At 45.1% G+C, this 20075-nt stretch carries 14 protein-coding genes; 9 read left to right on the forward strand and 5 right to left on the reverse strand.

Annotated features, from left to right (window positions below):
• Positions 1-164 precede the first annotated feature (164 nt).
• The 4 genes from ilvD (at position 165) to MF4640_RS00070 (ending at position 6430) form a co-directional block, all read left to right on the forward strand.
• Entirely contained in the window at positions 165-1850 is a 1686-nt protein-coding gene (ilvD, locus tag MF4640_RS00055) for a dihydroxy-acid dehydratase (protein WP_078388254.1), read from the forward strand.
• A gap of 71 nt (positions 1851-1921) precedes the next feature.
• Positions 1922-3220 carry a hypothetical protein gene (locus MF4640_RS00060; RefSeq protein WP_078388255.1) on the forward strand — a complete coding sequence of 433 codons (1299 nt, stop codon included), beginning with the start codon at positions 1922-1924 and terminating at the stop codon, positions 3218-3220.
• A gap of 205 nt (positions 3221-3425) precedes the next feature.
• On the forward strand, positions 3426-5531 hold the full coding sequence (locus MF4640_RS00065) for a TonB-dependent siderophore receptor (RefSeq protein ID WP_078388256.1): 2106 nt from the start codon (positions 3426-3428) through the stop codon (positions 5529-5531).
• 161 nt (positions 5532-5692) lie between these two features.
• Positions 5693-6430, forward strand: a complete 738-nt coding sequence (locus MF4640_RS00070) for a sulfite exporter TauE/SafE family protein (protein ID WP_078388257.1) — start codon at positions 5693-5695, stop codon at positions 6428-6430.
• On the opposite strand, the gene MF4640_RS00075 is transcribed toward MF4640_RS00070, so the two are convergent.
• The 4 genes from MF4640_RS00075 to MF4640_RS00090 form a co-directional block, all read right to left on the reverse strand.
• A complete protein-coding gene (locus MF4640_RS00075; protein ID WP_078388258.1) occupies positions 6427-7332 on the reverse strand; it encodes a LysR family transcriptional regulator in 906 nt (301 codons plus the stop codon). The genes MF4640_RS00070 and MF4640_RS00075 overlap by 4 nt on opposite strands.
• A 157-nt stretch (positions 7333-7489) precedes the next feature.
• Positions 7490-8791, reverse strand: a complete 1302-nt coding sequence (locus tag MF4640_RS00080) for a solute carrier family 23 protein (RefSeq protein WP_058951473.1) — start codon at positions 8789-8791, stop codon at positions 7490-7492.
• Positions 8792-9092: 301 nt separating this feature from the next.
• The gene (gene ppc, locus MF4640_RS00085) at positions 9093-11777 is read right to left on the reverse strand and encodes a phosphoenolpyruvate carboxylase (protein ID WP_078388259.1); all 2685 of its coding nucleotides are present in this window, start codon (positions 11775-11777) and stop codon (positions 9093-9095) included.
• 205 nt (positions 11778-11982) lie between these two features.
• On the reverse strand, positions 11983-12609 hold the full coding sequence (locus MF4640_RS00090; protein WP_078388260.1) for a TetR/AcrR family transcriptional regulator: 627 nt from the start codon (positions 12607-12609) through the stop codon (positions 11983-11985).
• Positions 12610-12759: 150 nt separating this feature from the next.
• Here MF4640_RS00090 and MF4640_RS00095 point away from each other — a divergent pair, with 150 nt between their 5' ends.
• The 4 genes from MF4640_RS00095 (at position 12760) to dnaJ (ending at position 18732) form a co-directional block, all read left to right on the forward strand.
• Positions 12760-13860: an efflux RND transporter periplasmic adaptor subunit gene (locus MF4640_RS00095; RefSeq protein ID WP_078388261.1), complete on the forward strand. Its 1101-nt coding sequence runs from the start codon at positions 12760-12762 to the stop codon at positions 13858-13860.
• A gap of 2 nt (positions 13861-13862) precedes the next feature.
• Positions 13863-17000 carry an efflux RND transporter permease subunit gene (locus MF4640_RS00100; protein ID WP_078388262.1) on the forward strand — a complete coding sequence of 1046 codons (3138 nt, stop codon included), beginning with the start codon at positions 13863-13865 and terminating at the stop codon, positions 16998-17000.
• A gap of 131 nt (positions 17001-17131) precedes the next feature.
• Entirely contained in the window at positions 17132-17509 is a 378-nt protein-coding gene (locus tag MF4640_RS00105) for a hypothetical protein (protein WP_004978426.1), read from the forward strand.
• A 104-nt stretch (positions 17510-17613) separates the two neighbouring features.
• A complete protein-coding gene (gene dnaJ, locus MF4640_RS00110) occupies positions 17614-18732 on the forward strand; it encodes a molecular chaperone DnaJ (RefSeq protein WP_078388263.1) in 1119 nt (372 codons plus the stop codon).
• A 63-nt stretch (positions 18733-18795) separates the two neighbouring features.
• Here the strand turns inward: dnaJ and MF4640_RS00115 are convergent, their stop codons facing one another.
• The gene (locus MF4640_RS00115; protein ID WP_078388264.1) at positions 18796-19035 is read right to left on the reverse strand and encodes a hypothetical protein; all 240 of its coding nucleotides are present in this window, start codon (positions 19033-19035) and stop codon (positions 18796-18798) included.
• A 197-nt stretch (positions 19036-19232) separates the two neighbouring features.
• On the opposite strand from MF4640_RS00115, the gene dapB reads away from it, so the two are divergent.
• Entirely contained in the window at positions 19233-20054 is an 822-nt protein-coding gene (gene dapB / locus MF4640_RS00120) for a 4-hydroxy-tetrahydrodipicolinate reductase (RefSeq protein ID WP_062031806.1), read from the forward strand.
• Positions 20055-20075: the final 21 nt, after the last annotated feature.

Below are 20075 nucleotides of genomic sequence, written 5' to 3' on the forward strand. Positions count from 1 at the left end.
CTGATGGATTCAAGATCAATATGTTAAGACCGTGAAGAGCTTGATGGGGATTGACTCAAAAGTCTCATTGTACTTTTATGTCTAGCCTGCTTTCTATACAATAAAAACAGAAAAAATTGCCAAGACTGTAGAGCAATACGCCGCCATCGCTAAGGACAAATACAATGAGTAAAGACAATATCCGCGAACATTCAGCTCCTGTTTATGAAGGCATCGAAAATGCACCCGCACGTTCCATGATGCGTGCCACAGGCTTTAAAGATTCAGACTTTACTCGTCCCTTTGTCGGTATTGCATCTACTTGGGCCAATGTCACGCCATGTAATATGCACATCGATGGTTTGGCACGTGAGGCTGAAAAAGGGGTCAATCAAGCTGGCGGTAAAGGCATTATTTTTAATACCATTACCATTTCTGACGGGATCTCGAACGGCACCGAAGGCATGAAGTATTCATTGCTGAGCCGTGAAATTATTGCAGACTCGATAGAAGCGGTGGTGGGATGCCAGGCCTATGATGGGGTGATTGCCATTGGTGGCTGTGACAAAAACATGCCGGGTTGCATCATGGGCTTGGCCCGTTTAAACCGTCCGGGTTTGTTTGTCTATGGCGGGACGATTAAGCCGGGCGCAGGGCATACTGACATGATTTCTGTCTTTGAAGCTGTGGGTCAGCACGCCAAAGGTGAAATCAGTGCCATTCAAGTTAAACAGATTGAAGAAGTGGCGCTGCCGGGGCCAGGGTCATGTGGCGGCATGTACACTGCAAACTCGATGGCTTCTGCGATTGAAGCCTTGGGCATGAGTTTGCCGGGCTCCTCTGCACAAGAAGCGGTTTCGGATGACAAGCGGATCGACTGTCAAAAAGCAGGTGAAGCGGTAATGAATTTGCTGCGCTTAGACTTGAAACCACGCGATATTATGACCAAAGCCGCATTTGAAAACTCAATTAAAGTGCTGATTGCCTTGGGTGGTTCGACCAATGGTGTGCTGCACTTACTGGCGATGGCACATACCGCTGGAGTTGAACTGAGTTTGGATGATTTTGTCCGTATCGGGCAAGATATTCCCGTGGTGGCTGATGTGCGCCCTTCGGGTCAATATTTGATGTCTGAGCTGATTGCGATTGGGGGCATTCAACCGCTGATGAAGCGTATGCTGGATGCTGGCATGCTCGATGGTTCATGTTTAACCGTAACTGGAAAGACCTTGGCGGAAAATTTGGCTGAGGTGGAAGACTATCCAGAAGGTCAGCAGATTATTTTACCGTTCGACGCGCCAATTAAAAAAGACTCTCACTTGGTGGTGCTTAAAGGTAACCTGTCTCCAACAGGTGCTGTGGCTAAAATTACCGGTAAAGAAGGCCTGTACTTTGAAGGGCCAGCACGTGTCTTTGAAGGTGAAATTGGCGCAATGCGTGGCATTTTAGATGGTGAAGTTCAAGCGGGTGAGGTGGTGGTGATTCGTGGTGAAGGGCCTAAAGGTGGACCGGGCATGCCAGAAATGCTGAAACCGACCTCAGCGATTATTGGTAAAGGTCTCGGTAAATCTGTGGCGCTGATCACCGATGGTCGTTTCTCCGGCGGTAGTCATGGTTTTGTCATTGGTCATGTCACCCCAGAAGCCTATGAAGGGGGGCCAATTGGTTTGGTGCAAAATGGCGATAAAATCTCGATTAATGCAGAAACCCGCGAAATGACGTGGCATGTTTCGGCAGAAGAGATCGCAGCGCGTCAAGCCGCGTGGGTGAAACCGCAACCGAATTATCGTTATGGGGCTTTGGCCAAGTTTGCAAAACTGACCACTGGTGCGGAAAAAGGCGCGGTAACTGATCTAAATTTAGATGTCTAATTGATCATTTTGCTGTGAATTGATATAAACCCTTGTAGTACTTTCAAGGGTTTAATTTAGAGGCTTTGCTCATGTCACTGTTGCGTCGATGGTTCGATCCGATTCGATCGCGTTGGTTTTACCAAAAACCGATTCGTCAAACGGTCGTATCTACAGAACAAGGCTTGAGTATTCATTTACGCCTCGACGATGTATATAGCTATTTAGCGGTTCAGCAGTTACCACAAATTGAAGAAATTTTAGCGGATGAACTGAAGCCATTAAAGGTGGTCATTTCCAGTCAGGCTGCTGAACCTCCGAACCAAATGTCGACTTTGGAGTGGCAAACTTATTGTTTAAATGATGCCAAAATTCTGTCGCGTCAACATCGTTTTAGCTTTCATGAAACGCCAGAACAACCCAGTCCTGAGGCGCTGAGCCAAGCGGAAACCATCTTGCGGCATACGCCGCTGCGAGGGCAGGACTTTTTGTATTTGCTGGAAGACGTATTTCACATGCTGTGGCAAAAACAAGAAGGTAAGCTGCGCACCTTATATGCGATGGCCAGCCGTCATCATCAAGAGCAACATTTTCCAGAACGTATTTTTAATGATGATGCGGTACTGGCCAGTTACTTCCAGCTCGGTGACCGTCAGTATCATGCCGTCGATGATCTGCTGCGTTTAACGCGTCGTTTAAAACAACAAAAATTATTTACCGATAACCCAATTTTCTTGATCAATCATATTGATTGGCGTGAGCATTTGATTAGTGATGCTGAAGAGTTAAATGAAATTCAGGCGCTCGATCCAGAGTTAGATCTATACGTTGCGCTAGAAGATCCAATTTCATGGTTGTTATTGGCTTATATTAAAGAAGAACTGGCCGATTATTATAATATTCAGCTCAATGTCTATCCGCTCAGTTATCACGGTCGAGATGGATTTGATTGGAGTTTGGCAACGCGCTTATCTAAACGGACAGAAATCAAATTCACACCGTTTTGCCGTCCGACGCAAGCAGCCACTTTGGCGATGGCGCAGTTATTTTATAGCGTGCCTGAAGAGCAGCGTATTGATGCCATGTATCGGATTTTGAAAGCCGTTTGGACCCAAGGCAAAGATGTATCCTTTAAATCGCATTTTGATCAACTGATGCAAGAATTGGAAATCACAGCATTGATCACCGAAGATGTGGAAGCCAAGCTTCAAGAAAATGACATGCTCTGTGAAATGAAGTCCCAGCCTGATTTCCCCGTGATTGAACTGCGTGTGGATGGGCAGAGCTATGTCTTTAATAGTTTGTATCGCGTCTGGATGATTGAAAGTATTTTCAGTAATGTGCTGGAAGATCAATATAAAACCGACCCTGTGGATGAAAGCGAAGGCTGAGTTTTGTATACCTCTTATTGATCAAAACAGTCCAATAACACATGAAACCTAAAGCCGATGGTGTTTTTAGGCTGAGTTATTAAAGTGCTTATTAATAATGTTAATGAGGTTTAACAATTAAATTCATTGTTAAATTTTATTAATAAATAGGCTTCCAAATGAAAATGATTATAATTGGCATTCTTTCTGTCTGTTGATCGATGTTATGCGTTTTCATATTTCTTCTTTGAGCTTATCCATTCTGGCCATGATGACTACAGCAGCGTTTGCTCAGTGCGAGACACTGGAAACAGCATCATCCCAAGTTTTACCGACTTTGCAATTTGAAGCCCAAGATGCAGATGACAAAGCGGCATATGCAGCAAAAACTGCATCAGCTGTTTTGCGTTCAGATGCACCGCTGTTTGAAACTGCGCAATCGATCAGCGTGATTAGTGAAAAACAACTCGAACAGAAACAAGCGAAAACACTGTCTGAAGCCTTGCAGGGTGTAGCGGGGGTCACCGCAGGACAGTATGGTCGCCGTGGTTGGGATGACTTTATTATTCGTGGGCAGGTTTCCAGCGCACAGACCTATGTCGATGGCTTGCGTATTCAAACTTCTGATAATGCCCTACGTTCAGAAGACATCAGTGGTTTACAGTCGATTGAAGTGGTGAAAGGGCCGACATCGACTGGTTTTGGCTTTGCCTTGCCGGGCGGCTTAGTTAACTTAACCACCAAACGTCCTGAAGTTGAAACTTTTTCTCGGGGCAGTGTGAGCTATGGCAGCAATGCCTTTGTGGATGGCACATTTGATATCAACTATGCACCAAATGATAGCGAAAAAGGGGCGTTTCGTGTGGTGGGTCATGCCTCTGACCAAGATGATCCAACTGATTATGTTTATTATAAAAATTATTATATTGCACCATCTTATAATTTTGACTTAGGTGAAAAAGACGAACTGTCTGTGATTGCCAGCTATCAGCATCGGGATTTTATTCGCCAGCAGGGGATTCCCTATAGTAATGGCGCTTATAAAAACTATTCACAGACCTTATTTTTTGGCGCGCCGAATCTAAGCAATACGGTCGATGTTTTGCGCTTAGGGTCGAACTATGCGCATTATTTTGATAATGGCTGGAGCTTTAAGCAAAATTTTGCAGTCACTACAACCGATGCAGATAATAATCCTGTATTGGCAGCTAGTGGCGCTTTTTTACCAACCTTCAAACGGACGGTAGAAAGACAGATTAAAGATGATGTAAATTTTGCATTAGATAATAATGTGTCACGTCATTTCGACTGGGGCAAAACCCAATATGATTTGATGGTGGGTTTGGACATGATGCATGAGCGTAGTGATTATGAACGGAGAAGTTATACAGCAACAACGGATTTTAATGCGGACAATCCTGTTTACACTTCAATGGCAAAGGCGACCAAAATTAAAACGCATCAAATTACAGATACCCAATATATGGGTGTATATCTACGTAATAATTTAAAAATTGATGATCATTGGATCTTAGGCTTATCGGGTCGTCATGATTGGACGCAAGTTGAAATTGATAATATTTTAACGAATACAACGACCAAAAATTCAGATAATGCTTTTACGGGTAATGCGTCCTTGATGTATCAAATCAATGATATGTTTGCCCCTTACGTGAGTTATGCAACCTCTTTCTTTCCTGTGAGTGATGCTGGTGCAGATGGTACGCTGCTGGACCCAGAAGAAGGGGAACAATATGAAGTTGGTGTGAAGTTCCAAGGGCTGAATCAAAGACTGCAAGGCTATGTGGCTTATTATGATTTAACTCGTCAGAATGTCACAGAGCCAGATTCAACAAATACTCATCACGTACAAATTGGTGAGCAAAAGACCAAAGGCTTTGAAACAGAGTTATCAGCTGCGTTGACGGATCAATGGAACCTGACCGCAACCTATAGTTATATTCCAACTGCAAAAATTACTGAAAGTGAAACCAGCAGCGATATTGGCAAGCGAATTAACCATGTGCCTAAAAATGCCGCCTCTTTATCAACCCAATACTTCTTTGCAGATGAGCAATTGGGTTGGAATATTGGTGCCAGTGCGAATTATCAAGGTGCGCGTACAGCACAACGTGGGACTGATTATGTGCCACTATCGAGCTATACGCTGTATGACGTCAGTGCCGGTTATGAGGCGAAAAATTGGGGCGCAAAATTCAGCGTAAAAAACCTGTTTGATAAAGAGTATTTAGTCGGAACCACGCCAAATGCACAATTGGTGAGCTGGGGCGATCCACGTACTTTCCGCTTCAGCCTAAATTTCAAATACTAAGCAGAAGCACACTGCATCACATCTGGATTCAATAACAGTTGAGTCCAGTCCATTCTTCCCAGTAAGCCTCAATCTTTGGTTGAGGCTTACTTCTAAAAACAGTGATATGAGTCCAGATTTAAATTATATAGCATGGCGCTAAGTGTTTAGAGAGAAGCGTCATGCTTGCTTTTGTTATTTTTGTTTTTGCTGTCGCAGGCATGATTAAGGGCACCATTGGCCTAGGTTTGCCCGCCGTGTCGATGGGACTTTTATCTTTGGTGATTAGTCCATTTCAAGCGGCAACTTTGCTCATAATCCCTTCCATGGTTACGAACTTCTGGCAATTGTTTGCAGAAGGGCGTGTACTGCGACTGGTACAACGCTTTTGGCCATTGCTGGTGGGCATGATCATTGGTTCAGTTTGGAGTGTTTTTCCTACACTTGGACATGGCGAATTTCAAAGTGAAGCGCTGTTGGGCGGGATGTTGGCCATTTACGGTCTATATGGTTTGTTTGCCAAAAACATGCCCAACTTAGCCCCGTATGAAAAATATTTATCACCAATCATGGGATATTTGGGCGGTGCTTTGACGGTGGCGACAGGGGTGGTGGTGATTCCCGTGGTTCCATATTTGCAGTCCTTGCATTTGAAACGGGATGATTTGGTACAATCTCTCGGCCTTGCCTTTACCGTTTCAACTTTATGTCTTGCTGTGTATTTACATCTAAATCCTGTTGAAGACACTCCCATTGACTATCAACTGTCGTTGATCGCTCTGCTGCCTGCATTGCTCGGAATGTGGTTGGGCACTAAAATTCGCTACCGCATCCCTGAACAAGCCTTTCGTAAGGTGTTCTTTGTGGGCCTAGTGCTATTTGGCATTTATATGGTTTTACATCAACTGGGCTGGCTTTAATGCGCAATGAGTTGGTCATGTTGGCTCAAGAGGAATTGACTAAAGCGTTGGTAATCTGCGGGGAGCAGATCAAAACACCGTGCCGCTAATAGCAACTTGCGGTTGGCCCATTTGCCTAAGAGTTCAACCTGCTGAAAATCAAACTGTACTTTTAAACGTAGGGCTGCCCGTTTGGGAATAATCGCAATGCCGACGCCATTGGCAACGACTTGGGCGATCGCGGCAAAGTTCGGCACCCGTAGACGATAGTGGATGTCACAGCCTAAGCGTTTGGCTTGAGCTTCTATTGACTGTTGTAAGGAGTGATATTGCATGAGGCCCACAAATGGATGTTGCAGTAATTCTCCCAGTTCTAGTTGTGCCGCAGTGGCAAGTGGATGCTGGCTTGGGCAGATCAGTACCAACGGGTCTTCAGCAAACTCTTGAGTTTCAAGCTGCCCTGCATCAAAAAAACCAGAGATCAGCCCCAACTGCGCCGTACCTGTACTGAGGGCCTGAATGATGTCATTAGTTTCGGCTTCTTTTAATTCAATATGGAGCTTCGGATTTTCCATTAAATACTGCGGCAATAAATGAGGTAAGTACTCACTCTGCGCCGATGAGTTGCACCACAATATAATGTTGCTCGTTGTACTGTGGGCAAAGGGCAGCATGGCTTGTTGTAATTGCTGCTGTTGTTGCAGTAAGTGCTGCGCATGTTCCGCAAAGGTTTGTCCAGCAAGGGTCGCTTTTATCCCAGTTGCATGGCGGGTGAATAAACTGACTTCAAAATGCTGTTCTAATTTTTTAATTCGTTCACTGGCGGCCTGTAAAGAAATGGCGGAGCGTTCTGCACCTTTGGTCAAACTGCCTGTACTCAGGATATTGATAAACAATTGCAGATCAAAAAAATCAAGACGCATGGCAGGGTCAAAGCGGAAAATGTTGCTTTATCTTAGTCTTTTTTGCGTTTTGAGACATCCTTTTAGCATCGTGGTGTGTAATCAGAGTCAGAGTATTAGACCAAAAAAAGCAGCCCGAAGGCTGCGATCAAAATGGATAATCAAAATATCAGGCAGATTAATCTTTTTGCCCTAAGCTGAAGAACCAGTTCAAGAACAACGCTGCAAACGTAGCAGTACCAATACCACCCAAGTTAAAGTTGCCAATTTGTAAGGCAAAATCACCTGTACCTAAAATGATGGTGACTGCAGCGACCATCAGGTTTTTGTTCTGTGAAAAATCGACTTTGTTTTCAATCCAGATTTTTGCACCTGCGATGGTAATCAAACCAAACACCACAATCGACGCACCAGTTAAAATCGCGGTCGGAATGGTATGGATGATGGCACCAAACTTTGGAGATAGACCTAAGAAAATGGCAAACACACCAGCGATGGCAAAAATGATGGTTGAGTAAACTCGTGTGACTGCCATGACTCCAATGTTTTCACCATAGGTGGTCATGCCTGGTGCGCCGACACCACCGGCTAACGTCGTTGCGACACCATCGGCAACAAATGCTTTACCAATGTGTGGATCTAGGTTTTCACCAGTCATCGCACTCACGGCTTTGATGTGACCGAGGTTCTCTGCCACCAAAATTAATGCGATCGGTGCAATGATCATCATGGCATTGGCATTAAATTCAGGTGCATGAAAAGTCGGTAAACCAAACCAAGCGGCTTGTTGAATCGGGGCAAAATTAATCGCTGTGCCATAGCCCATAACATTGGTCACGATGAAATAGACCAAGTAAGACAGTAACAAACCAATTAATAATAAGAGACGTTGCAATAAACCACGAGTAAAGACGGCAATCGAGCCCATACATAATACGGTAACCAGTGCCATCCACATATTAAAGGAATTGCCCGCAACGCCTTTGACCGTCACTGGGGCAAGGTTGAGACCAATAATCATCACCACAGCACCTGTCACCACAGGCGGCATCAGTTTTTCAATCCACTTGGTGCCCGTTGCCATGACCATAAAACCAAACAAGGTATAGAGCACGCCACAGGCAATAATACCGCCACCCGCCATAGCTAAGTTTGGATTGAGTGCGCCTGTGCCCGATGCGGTATAGCCCGTTGCTGCAATCACGACCCCAATAAAGGCAAAACTTGAACCTAAATAACTTGGAACACGTCCACCCGTCATAATAAAGAACAAGATGGTACAAATCCCGGACATTAAAATGGCAAGGTTGGGATCGAAGCCCATTAAGAAAGGTGCAAGAACCGTTGCTCCAAACATGGCAAAGGCATGCTGCACACCTAAAATTGCACTTTGTGAAGCAGGGAGATATTCACTTGTGCCAACAGGACGTGCATCGATATTGCCTTCGTACGGGCGCCATTTGGGAAACCAATTGGACATTTTTTGAGCACTCTAAAAATAAATTGTGCACATCATACTCTTGTTTTTTAGAAGATTTAATCAGTGATACAAAAAATTGTTCAAACTAATCTTATGACTTTTCAGAACTTTTTACCGCATGGTAAAAATTTATATTTTCAAAAATAATGATAAATCAAGGTTTAATTGGTAAATTTAGCCAATCGCTTATTCATAAATATTTATGATTGGATTGATAAAAAAAATTATAAAAGGTTTGACTATGCGTTCAATAAAAAAGCACATCATGCTGATGTGCTTTAAATGGAGCGGGCTTAAAACTTTACCCTGTGTTACGAAGACCCGCTGCAATGCCTGCGATACTCACCATAAGTGCATGATCTACAGGCGTATTTGTTTCCTGACGCTCTTCTAGGTAGCGGCGACGACGTTTCATTAACTCTGCTTGGAGTAAATGCAGCGGCAATAAATACGGTTTGCGCACTCTCATAGACTGATCTAAAACTTCGTTGCTGCTGAGGAGCTTAGACTCACCTTTAAGTGCTAAGAGGGTTTGCACCGCATACTTTAAGCGCTGACGCAGATGTTCACCGAGCACTTTCAAGTCCTCATCATCAGTCAGGTGCGACTCATAATACAGCGCTACATGAGCATCAGATTTTGAGAGCACCATTTCCAACATATCAATCAGGGTTTGGAAATACGGCCAGGCCACCAGCATTTCATCTAAGGTAGTCTTATGTCCTTGATCAATCACTTGGTTAATTGCCGCGCCTGTACCCAACCAAGCGGGTAGCATCAAACGAATCTGGGTCCACGCAAATACCCAAGGAATGGCACGTAAGGACTCAATGCCGCCAGTGACTTTACGTTTTGCAGGGCGTGAGCCAAGCGGTAACATTTGCAGTTCAAGCTCTGGCGTGACTGTACGTAAGTACTTTACAAAGTGCGGGTTTTCTCGCACAGTCTGACGATACACCTGTACCGACAAATCGGTCATGCTGTGCATCAACTCGCGCCACTCAGGTTTTGGGACGGGAGGTGGAAGTAAAGTGGCTTCTAAAGTGGCAGCGGTATAAATCTCTAAGTTTTGTAGCGCAATGCCTTCTAAGCCAAACTTGAAGCGAATCATTTCACCTTGTTCAGTGACTCGAATTGCACCTGAAATCGAGCCAGGTGGCTGTGAAAATAGGGCTTGTTGCGTTGGCGCACCGCCGCGGCTGATGGAACCGCCACGACCATGAAATAGCGTAAGTTGTACGCCATGCGTTTTCGCAATTGCGGTTAACTCTTCTTGCGCACGGTACTGTGCCCAATTGGCTGACATAAAACCTGCATCTTTTGCTGAGTCCGAATAGCCAATCATGACTTCATGTTTGCCCTGAATATGCTGTTTATACCAATGCATATTGAATAGGGTATTCATGGTGGCTGCCGCGCCATCTAAGTCTTTCAATGTTTCAAACAATGGCACCACACGTAGTGGATGTTGGATGCCTGCTTCTTTTTGCAAAAGCAGTACCGCCAGCACATCACTTGGATATTCAGCCATCGAAATAATGTAGGCACCTAAACTTTCTTGAGGCTGCGCTGCCAAAGTACGCATGGTGGCAAACACTTCTTGTACTTCAGGTTGTTCAATTAAACTTTGCGCAGGTTCATTTAAATGCTTGGGCAACAGTGGACGTTTGCTTTGTAGCTCTTGCAATAAGAAGTTTTGACGTGCTTGTTCGGTCCACGTTTCAAAATTCCCCAGACCCAAATATTCAGTAATGGCTGAAATCGCTTGGCGATGACGGCCTGACTCTTGGCGAATATCCAGTTTTAGCAGTTCAATCCCGAAACAGTTCACTCGATGGATAAAGTCTAGCAATTTGCCATTGGCAATTTCAGGCAGGTTGCTGGCAATTAAAGAGCGATAACACAGCAGTAAAGGCTGTAGCAGCTCCTCTTTGGCTTTAATCACCAAGCTGTCATCGGCATCGGCACCGCGCAGTTTTTCTGCGAGCCAATGGCGCGTAGCTTTTAAACGTTCACGGGTATCGCGTAAATATTCACGGTAGGGTTCAGGATGGTCTTGACCCAATGCTTGGCGCAGTTCATCGCTACAGCTTTGAATCGACAGTTCCCAACGTAAATCTTCAATGTCACGTAAATAAAGATCAGCCGCTTTCCAACGCGATAGCCACAGGACTTCTTGAGTAATGTTGTGTGTCACATTCGGGTTGCCGTCACGGTCACCACCCATCCATGAAGCGAAACGTACAGGTGCCACATGTAAAGGCAGACGTTGCCCACAGTGCTCAATCACCATGTCGTCTAGTTCACGCATGAACTTCGGCACGGCATTCCATAAGGTTTGCTCAATGGTGGTGAAACCCCATTTTGCTTCATCGACTGGGGTTGGACGGTGTTGACGAATTTCATCGGTCTGCCACGCCGAACAGATCAGCTGTTTTAAGTCTTCAAGGACTGTTTGGCGCTCACGAGGGGTCAGTTTTTGCTGATCCATTTTAAATAAGGCATCGTTAATACCATCATATTTTTGGATCAGGGTACGACGGCTGACTTCAGTGGGGTGAGCGGTCAGAACCAGTTCAATATTTAAATCACAGATTTGCTGGAACAGCGTATCGGTTGAAATGTCGTTATTTTTAAATTTAGCAAAGAGGTGGTCGAGCGGATTTGGAGAGGGTGCGGTCTCATCAAATTCACTTTGACGACGGCTACGGACCACATGGTATTGCTCTGCAATATTGGCAAAGTTCAAAAAGTGGGTAAAGGCACGTGTCAGCGGCAGAATTTCATCATCTTCAAGGCTGAAAAACAGTTGTTCCAGCTGTTTTTCGGCTTCAACTTGACCATCCCGAGCACCTTTGGATAAGGCCCGAATTTGCTCGACCTGATTAAACAAATCTTGTCCTGCATGCTCCTTGAGGGTTTCACCCAATAGGTTGCCGAGTAATCGGACATCTTCACGTAGTGGAGCATCAATTTGTTGAATCATGATTATTATTCCCTCGTTGTTCTTAATTTGACTATACCCCGATTCGATGACAATCCAAGTAGGAGCAGACAAAAGTAGGGGATTAATTGCTGAATTTAGAAGCAAATGAACCACTTAGGGTAAGTGGTTGTGCTAAAGTAAAGAGAGTTTATAATTGCAAGCATTTGAATTAATTATAAAAAATATAAATTTAATTAACCGGATCTTAAGGTGTTTTTAAAGGGTATTTTAATAAAAAAATCGCAATCGCTTCTTGAATCAGTTGCTCGCGTTGTTCGGCATTGGGCACTTCATTCATCCCCAACAACATTTCTTGGTGACGATATCCAAACAGCAGAGACATTAATAAGGTGATGACCTCGTTGACTTGTTCAAACTGAAGCACGCCTAAGGCTTGAGCTTGGGCAAAGAACTGTTCCCAAATCGCTCGCATTTTGAGGTGGGAGGCTTTATAGAAGTTCTCTAGCAATGGGTTTTGTTCAGCGGCTAGTTGTAATAACAGGTGCTCCAGCTTGATGGCCTCAGGCAGGTTAATAATATGCATCGATAACGCGCAGATCTGTTTGAGCATGGGCACAAAGTCTTCGGCACGTTGCAATTGAAATGAACGACCCAGCATCAGCTTTTCACAGGTTTCCTCAATCGCACAACTGAACAGATTGGCTTTGTCTTGAAAATGGTTATACACCGTGAGTTTGGTGACGTGCGCTTCCTTGGCAATATGGTCCATGCTGGAGCCGTGGTAGCCATGTTGTAAAAACAACTGACGTGCCACCTCCAAAATACGTTGCCGTTTTTCTAAATCTTTGGGACGTCCTGCTGAAGCTTGCACACATTTTCCTAAAAAAAAGTTCAAAAAGTCATTTACATCTGAGCATATCTTTAATTAGTGTACTATGCAGTATATTAATTAAAAAATAACCAAGTTAAGTCTGGATATTGTGCCTGATTAATTGGTGGTTATGGAAGAAGAGCAGACTTCATGAGCAAAATTCAGACCCTTGTGGCAAGTATGATGGTGGTGTGTAGTATCACCTTGTGGGGATGTAGCAAAGACACGACCGAACCAGAGTCAGTGCCTTTGGTAATGGTGAGCCAGCCGAATACCACGCATCTAGAACAAAAAAGCTATGCAGGCGAAGTGCAAGCCCGCCAACAAACTGCATTGTCCTTTCGTGTTGGGGGACAAGTCACGGAGCGTCTGGTCGATGTGGGTGACCAAGTCAAAGTCGGACAAGTTTTAGCACGCTTAGATGTGCAAGATGCCCAGTTGCAATTAAATGCAGCCAAAGCACAGTTAGAAAGTGCTCAAGCGGCTGAAAAAAATGCGCAGGATGAACTCAATCGCTTTAAACAATTATTACCGAGTAATGCGGTGAGTCGTTCACAGTACGACAGCGTTGAAAATCAATACAAAGCCGCACTGTCGAGCTTGAAACAAGCACAAGCCAATTACAACGTTACGCAAAACCAAACCAGTTATAACCAACTGATCGCCAATAAAAACGGTGTGATTACCGAGCGTAATATTGAAATTGGGCAGGTGATTTCAGCAGGACAACCGGCTTTTCAGTTGGCCATTTCAGGTGATCGTGAAGTGGTAATTGGTGTACCTGAACAAGCCATTGCTCAGATTAAAGTTGGACAAGATGCCCTAGTCACTTTGTGGTCTAAACCCGATGAACGTTTTGCTGCCTACGTCCGTGAAATTTCGCCTGCCGCAGATCAGTCACGTACTTTTAGTGTCAAAGTGGCTTTGCGTGAAGGACAAAATACGATTCAACTGGGACAGAGTGCTCGGGTGTTTTTCAGTTCAACTGAAAGCAATGTGTTGAGTGTACCGTTAGCCAGTGTTTCCGCTGCAGGTAAAAATGCTTATGTCTGGGTGGTGAATGCTGACAACAGTATTCGTAAAGTCCCTGTCAGCGTGGGGGAGTATGGTCGAGACAACGTTACCATTCGTTCAGGTTTACAGCCAAAGGACTATGTCGTGGTGGGTGGGGTGCATTTACTGCGTGAAAAACAAAAAATTCAACCGATTAGCCGTGACAATAAAACGGTCAAGATTGCGACAGGGAGTTAAGCATGAACTATAACCTGTCGGAATGGGCCTTAAAAAATAAGGGCTTGGTCCTTTATTTAATGTTGTTACTGGGCATCGTGGGTGTGGTGTCTTATTCCAAACTTGCACAAAGCGAAGACCCACCTTTTACCTTTAAAGTGATGGTGGTACAGACCTATTGGCCGGGTGCAACGGCGCGTGAAGTGTCTGAACAAGTGACCGACCGTATTGAAAAAGAGCTGATGACCACGGGTAAGTATGAGCGCATTATGGCCTACTCCAGACCCGGCGAGTCGATGGTGACTTTTGTGGCACGAGATGCCATGCGCTCCAGTGAGATACCGGATGTGTGGTATGACGTACGCAAGAAGGTTGGAGACATCAAACATCAGCTGCCCAATGGGGTACAAGGACCATTCTTTAATGATGAGTTTGGCGATACTTTCGGCAACATTTATGTGCTGACGGGTAAAGATTTTGATTATGCGGTGATGAAAGAATATGCCGACCGTCTACAGTTACAACTGCAACGCGTCAAAGATGTCGCCAAGGTCAACTTGGTTGGGTTGCAAGATCAAAAGATTTGGATTGAAATTTCCAACACTAAGTCGGCGCAGTTAGGCATTCCTGTAACAGCGGTACAACAAGCCCTGCAACAGCAAAATACCATGGCCAGTGCAGGCTTTTTTGAAACAGAGTCGGATCGTATTCAACTCCGAGTCACAGGACAAATTAAGAGCGTTGAAGAACTGCAACGTATGCCTTTATTGGTCAATGGGAAAACCATCCAGCTCAGCGATGTTGCCGACGTCTATCGTGGCTTTAGTGAACCTGCTCAACCCCGTATGCGCTTTATGGGGGAAAATGGCATTGGCATTGCGGTATCGATGCGTAAAGGTGGCGACATCTTGGCTTTGGGCAAAAACCTAGAAACCGAGTTTTCCACGCTGCAAAAAACTTTGCCTTTAGGTATGGAGCTGAAGAAAGTTTCAGATCAGCCTGTTGCGGTGAAGCGTAGTGTCAACGAGTTCATGAAAGTTTTGGCTGAAGCGGTGATTATTGTCTTGCTGGTTAGCTTTTTCTCGCTGGGTTTCCGTACTGGACTGGTGGTGGCATTCTCCATTCCATTGGTCCTAGCCATGACCTTTGCAGGCATGAATATTTTTGATGTCGGTCTACATAAAATTTCCTTAGGTGCGTTGATTTTGGCGCTCGGGCTCTTGGTCGATGACGCTATTATTGCTGTGGAAATGATGGCGATCAAAATGGAGCAAGGCTACAGTCGACTACAAGCAGCAGGGCATGCGTGGCGAACGACGGCTTTCCCAATGTTGACGGGAACCTTGATTACCGCTGCGGGCTTCTTACCGATTGCTACAGCAGCGTCCAGTACAGGCGAATATACCCGTTCTATTTTCCAAGTGGTGACCATTGCCTTAATTGTGTCATGGTTTGCAGCGGTGCTTTTTGTACCTTATTTGGGTGACAAACTCCTGCCCGATTTTAATAAAGAGCTGATTCAAAAAGCGCCGTGGTATAGCCGTTTGTGGGCACGTTTGCGCAAACAGCCAGAACCTCAGCCGATGGTGCATCATGCAGGTGAGCATCACGATCCTTATCAAACCAAGTTCTATCAAGGTTTTCGCCGTTGGGTCGATCTGTGTGTGACCTATCGTAAAACGGTCATTGCGACGACTGTGGCTATTTTTGTACTCTCGGTGTTGATGTTTAAGTTAGTACCACAGCAGTTTTTCCCGCCTTCGAATCGTGCCGAAATTTTGGTCGACTTAAAACTTGAAGAAGGAGCATCTTTAACCGCAACTGAAAATGCGGTGAAAAAAGTTGAACAGTTCCTGTCGAAGCAAGAAGGCATTGATAATTATGTGGCATATGTGGGCACAGGCTCGCCACGTTTTTATTTACCGCTCGATCAGCAGCTACCACAAGCCAGCTTTGCTCAGTTTGTGGTCTTGGCTTCTTCACTGGATGATCGCAATGAAATTCGCAAATCCTTAGACACCCAAATCCGTCAGTTATTGCCCGATGTACGTACTCGTGTCTCTTTACTTGAAAACGGTCCACCTGTTGGTTATCCACTTCAATATCGCGTATCGGGTGAAGACCTAACCCAAGTGCGTGCTTGGGCGGATAAAGTCGCGGCAATGCTGAGTGCTAACCCCAACACCACCAATGTGCACTTGGACTGGGGTGAACCAAGCAAGATGATCAATTTAGAGATTGACCAAGACCGTGCCCGCCAAATGGGGGTATCGAGTTTAGATTTGGCCAATTTCTTGAACAGCTCAATTTCGGGTGCCACCATTAACCAGTACCGTGAGAAACGTGAACTGATTGAAATCCGTTTACGTGGCGATCAAGCCGAGCGGGTTGAAGTAGCATCATTGGCGAGCCTTGCCGTTCCAACTTCAAATGGCGGAACAGTACCGTTGGCACAAATTGCAAAAATTGATTATAGCTTTGAAGAAGGTTTGATTTGGCATCGTAACCGCCTACCGACCATTACGGTACGTGCAGATATTCGGACCAAGTTACAGCCGGCCACGGTGGTGGATGAAATGGCCGAACAGATGAATCAGCTGCGTGCGGAACTGCCGAATGGCTATTTGGTTGAAGTTGGCGGTACAGTGGAAGAGTCTGCACGTGGGGGTAAATCGGTTGCAGCGGGTATGCCTTTGTTCTTGGCCGTGGTCATGACTTTGCTGATGATTCAACTGCGCAGTATGTCTCGTGCCACGATTGTCTTACTCACTGCGCCTTTAGGTTTGATCGGCGTGGTGTTATTCCTGCTGTTGTTCAATAAACCTTTTGGCTTTGTTGCGATGTTGGGTACCATTGCCTTGTCGGGCATGATCATGCGCAACTCACTGATCTTGATTGATCAGATTGAGCAAGACATTCAAGCGGGGCATGAATCATGGGATGCGATCATCGATGCGACGGTGCGACGTTGTCGTCCAATTGTGCTGACAGCATTGGCAGCAGTTCTGGCTATGATCCCACTATCGAGAAGTATTTTCTTTGGGCCCATGGCGGTTGCGATCATGGGCGGACTGATTGTGGCGACGCTATTAACCCTGTTCTTTTTACCTGCCTTGTACGCGCAGTGGTTTAAAGTAAAAAAAATTAGCCATAAGCTGTAAATTTATGCCAATATCAGGTGCGAAACGTTGAAAATTTCAATATAGTAGCACCTGAAATTTATGGCATTTTTATAAAGCAGTTTTTTGCTACACATTAAAAAACCAACGATGTGGCAAATGGGGTTAAACGCATGATGCAAGACAATGTAACCAAGTATCGCCGCTCTATCGCGATTTCTTATGTCTTCATGTTTTTGGCTTTGTTTACTGTGATTAGTGGCGCATTTTCCTATTGGTATGCCCGAAAAGTCACGCAAATTGATCATGCCGAAGTGTGGTTACAAGCGCAAGCACTCTGGGTCATGCGCAATATTGTGATTTATAGCATTTTGGCTTTATTTGCAGCACTGTGGTTTATTCCTCTTATTTTCTTCACTTGGGACAGCGCATTGTGGGTGACTGCATGCACGGTTGCAGGTGTGGTTTTTAGCTGTATTGCATTTCTCTTCCTTCTAAATGCATGGTTTAAAGGCCTGTCTAAATTTTTGAAAAATAAAGCAGTTTTCTAATTCTACTGATTTTTTTTCAAACACCCCCTTGTAAAACTTGGTTTGAACCCAATTTCAGACCACAGTTGAGTATTAAATAAATTCCGTGAGGAGCATCGCCAGACATGGCTAAACGTGATTATTATGAGGTTTTAGGTGTTGCTAAAACCGCTAGTGATGATGAAATTAAAAAAGCCTACCGTAAGTTGGCGATGAAATATCATCCGGACCGCAACCCTGACAATGCCGAAGCTGAAGAGAAGTTTAAAGAAGCGGCTGAAGCTTATGAAATTTTATCGGATAGCGAAAAGCGTAGCATGTATGACCGTATGGGGCATCAAGCCTTTGAAGGTGGTATGGGCGGCGGAGGCGGCTTCGGTGGTGGTTTCAGCGCAGAAGACATTTTTAGTCAATTCGGTGACATTTTCGGTGGCGCATTTGGTGGCGGCGGTGGTCGTGGTCAACAGCGTGCACGTCGTGGTTCTGACTTACGTTATGTGATGGAACTGACGTTGGAAGAAGCAGTAAGAGGGGTGAAAAAAACCATTACTTTTACCTCACCAGCGCCGTGTGAAACCTGTGACGGTAAAGGCTCTAAAAACCCGAACGATGTTGAAACCTGTAAAACTTGTCATGGTGCAGGTCAGGTTCGCATGCAGCAAGGTTTCTTCTCTGTACAGCAGACTTGTAGCACCTGTCGCGGTCAGGGTAAGATCATTAAGAACCCATGTAATACCTGTCATGGTTCAGGCGTTAAAGACCGTCAACAAACCTTAGAAGTGACGATTCCTGCGGGCGTCGACAATGGTGACCGCGTTCGTTTAACGGGTAAAGGCGAAGCGATTCGTGATGGTCAGTCAGGCGATTTGTACGTAGAAGTGGTGGTGCGTGAGCACGAAATCTTCCAACGTGATGGTGCAGACCTGTATATGGATGTTCCTGTGAGCATTGCCGATGCTGCTTTGGGTAAAGAAATTGAAATCCCGACACTCGAAGGTCGTGTGAGTTTGAAAATTCCTGAAGGCACACAAACGGGTAAAATGTTCCGTTTACGTGGTAAAGGGGTTAAACCTGTACGTACCAGTATGCAAGGTGACTTACTGTGCCGTATCGTGATTGAAACACCCGTTAACTTGACGGCACGTCAACGTGAACTGTTGAAAGAGTTGCAAGAAACTTTAGATGGAGATGATCACAAATCATCACCAAAGAAAAAGTCTTTCTTTGACCGACTGTTTGATTAATTGAATACGGTAGGTCTGAATTGGTGTTGAAAAGAGCGGGAAGATTTTCCCGCTTTTTTTATGTTATTGCCCTTCTGTTGGCAGCTCAGGTTGATCGATCTCTTCAACCGACACCATTTCTTCAGCCATAGGTGCAGCGGCTTGTACTTGTTGTTCGGCCTGTACTTTAGGGTGTGTGCTGGTGGTGATCTTTACCTGTGACAAACTTTCTAAGGTGTCGCCCGCTTGAACAGCGGGTTCAGCCTGAACTTGTGCCCAACTGCCCCCAAACGCCATCGCTAGAAAAAGTACCTTGGCTTTCATTCTATTTTCCTCATTTTAAAGTTGTTTTTAAATGCGAACCTAGTCTGCGTAAGATTGATTGCAAATTTGTGAAAAGCTGGAGAAATCATGTTTGAAAATAAAGCGATTTTTTCGATGAAAATGCCCAACAAACCTTAGTCTGTGCAATCAGTTTTGCTATAGTAAGAGCAATTTTGAAGCTAGATTAGGAATATGTTATGTCAGCAGCTCCACGCATTGGGGTCTTAGGTGCCGGCGGTCGTATGGGTCGCATCCTTATTCAAGCGGTACATGAAGCAGGCTATCAACTGGCTGCGGCAGTGGAACGTCCTGAAAGCTCACTGGTTGGTACAGATGCAGGTGAGCTTGCAGGTATTGGCAGCCTAGGCGTGAAGGTGGTGGGTAGTCTGGAAGCGGTAGTGAAAGATTGTGATGTGATCATTGATTTCACTGCACCAGTAGCGACCGTTCAGCATTTAAAAATTTGTCGTGAAGCTGGGGTCGCCATTGTCATTGGCACCACGGGCATGAATGACGAACAAAAAGCTTATTTGGATGACTCTGCGACTCAAACACCTGTGGTCTATGCAGCCAACTATTCTGTGGGGGTCAATGTTTCGATTAAACTGTTGGAATTGGCGTCTAAAGTCTTTGGCGACACAGTGGATATTGAAGTGATTGAAGCGCATCACCGTCATAAAGTCGATGCACCATCAGGCACAGCGTTGATGATGGGTGAGGCGATTGCGGGTGCTTTAGGTCGTGACTTGAAAACCGATGCAGTGTATTGTCGTGAAGGTCATACAGGACCACGTGAGCGTCAAAGTATTGGTTTCCAAACCATTCGTGGCGGCGATATTGTCGGTGAACATACGGCTATGTTTATTGCTGATGGTGAGCGTGTTGAAATTACCCATAAAGCGACCAACCGTATGAACTTTGCTTCGGGTGCGGTACGCGCTGCGGCTTGGGTGGTAGGACGTGAAGCACGTAAATATGACATGAAAGATGTACTGGGTTTTAACGACATTCAAGTTTAAAACCTGTTTCATTCGCCATAA

This window comes from Acinetobacter sp. MF4640 (assembly GCF_002018895.1).
Classification (GTDB): Bacteria; Pseudomonadota; Gammaproteobacteria; order Pseudomonadales; family Moraxellaceae; genus Acinetobacter; species Acinetobacter johnsonii.

What these genes read in the sequence shown, in the direction of transcription:
- MF4640_RS00070 (WP_078388257.1), top strand. Translation starts at nt 5,693, where the DNA reads ATGCTTGCTTTTGTTATTTTTGTTTTTGCTGTCGCAGGCATGATTAAG.
- MF4640_RS00115 (WP_078388264.1), bottom strand. Translation starts at nt 19,035, where the DNA reads ATGAAAGCCAAGGTACTTTTTCTAGCGATGGCGTTTGGGGGCAGTTGG.
- MF4640_RS00095 (WP_078388261.1), top strand. Translation starts at nt 12,760, where the DNA reads ATGAGCAAAATTCAGACCCTTGTGGCAAGTATGATGGTGGTGTGTAGT.
- ilvD (WP_078388254.1), top strand. Translation starts at nt 165, where the DNA reads ATGAGTAAAGACAATATCCGCGAACATTCAGCTCCTGTTTATGAAGGC.
- dapB (WP_062031806.1), top strand. Translation starts at nt 19,233, where the DNA reads ATGTCAGCAGCTCCACGCATTGGGGTCTTAGGTGCCGGCGGTCGTATG.
- MF4640_RS00075 (WP_078388258.1), bottom strand. Translation starts at nt 7,332, where the DNA reads ATGCGTCTTGATTTTTTTGATCTGCAATTGTTTATCAATATCCTGAGT.
- MF4640_RS00105 (WP_004978426.1), top strand. Translation starts at nt 17,132, where the DNA reads ATGATGCAAGACAATGTAACCAAGTATCGCCGCTCTATCGCGATTTCT.
- ppc (WP_078388259.1), bottom strand. Translation starts at nt 11,777, where the DNA reads ATGATTCAACAAATTGATGCTCCACTACGTGAAGATGTCCGATTACTC.
- MF4640_RS00065 (WP_078388256.1), top strand. Translation starts at nt 3,426, where the DNA reads ATGCGTTTTCATATTTCTTCTTTGAGCTTATCCATTCTGGCCATGATG.
- MF4640_RS00080 (WP_058951473.1), bottom strand. Translation starts at nt 8,791, where the DNA reads ATGTCCAATTGGTTTCCCAAATGGCGCCCGTACGAAGGCAATATCGAT.
- dnaJ (WP_078388263.1), top strand. Translation starts at nt 17,614, where the DNA reads ATGGCTAAACGTGATTATTATGAGGTTTTAGGTGTTGCTAAAACCGCT.
- MF4640_RS00060 (WP_078388255.1), top strand. Translation starts at nt 1,922, where the DNA reads ATGTCACTGTTGCGTCGATGGTTCGATCCGATTCGATCGCGTTGGTTT.
- MF4640_RS00100 (WP_078388262.1), top strand. Translation starts at nt 13,863, where the DNA reads ATGAACTATAACCTGTCGGAATGGGCCTTAAAAAATAAGGGCTTGGTC.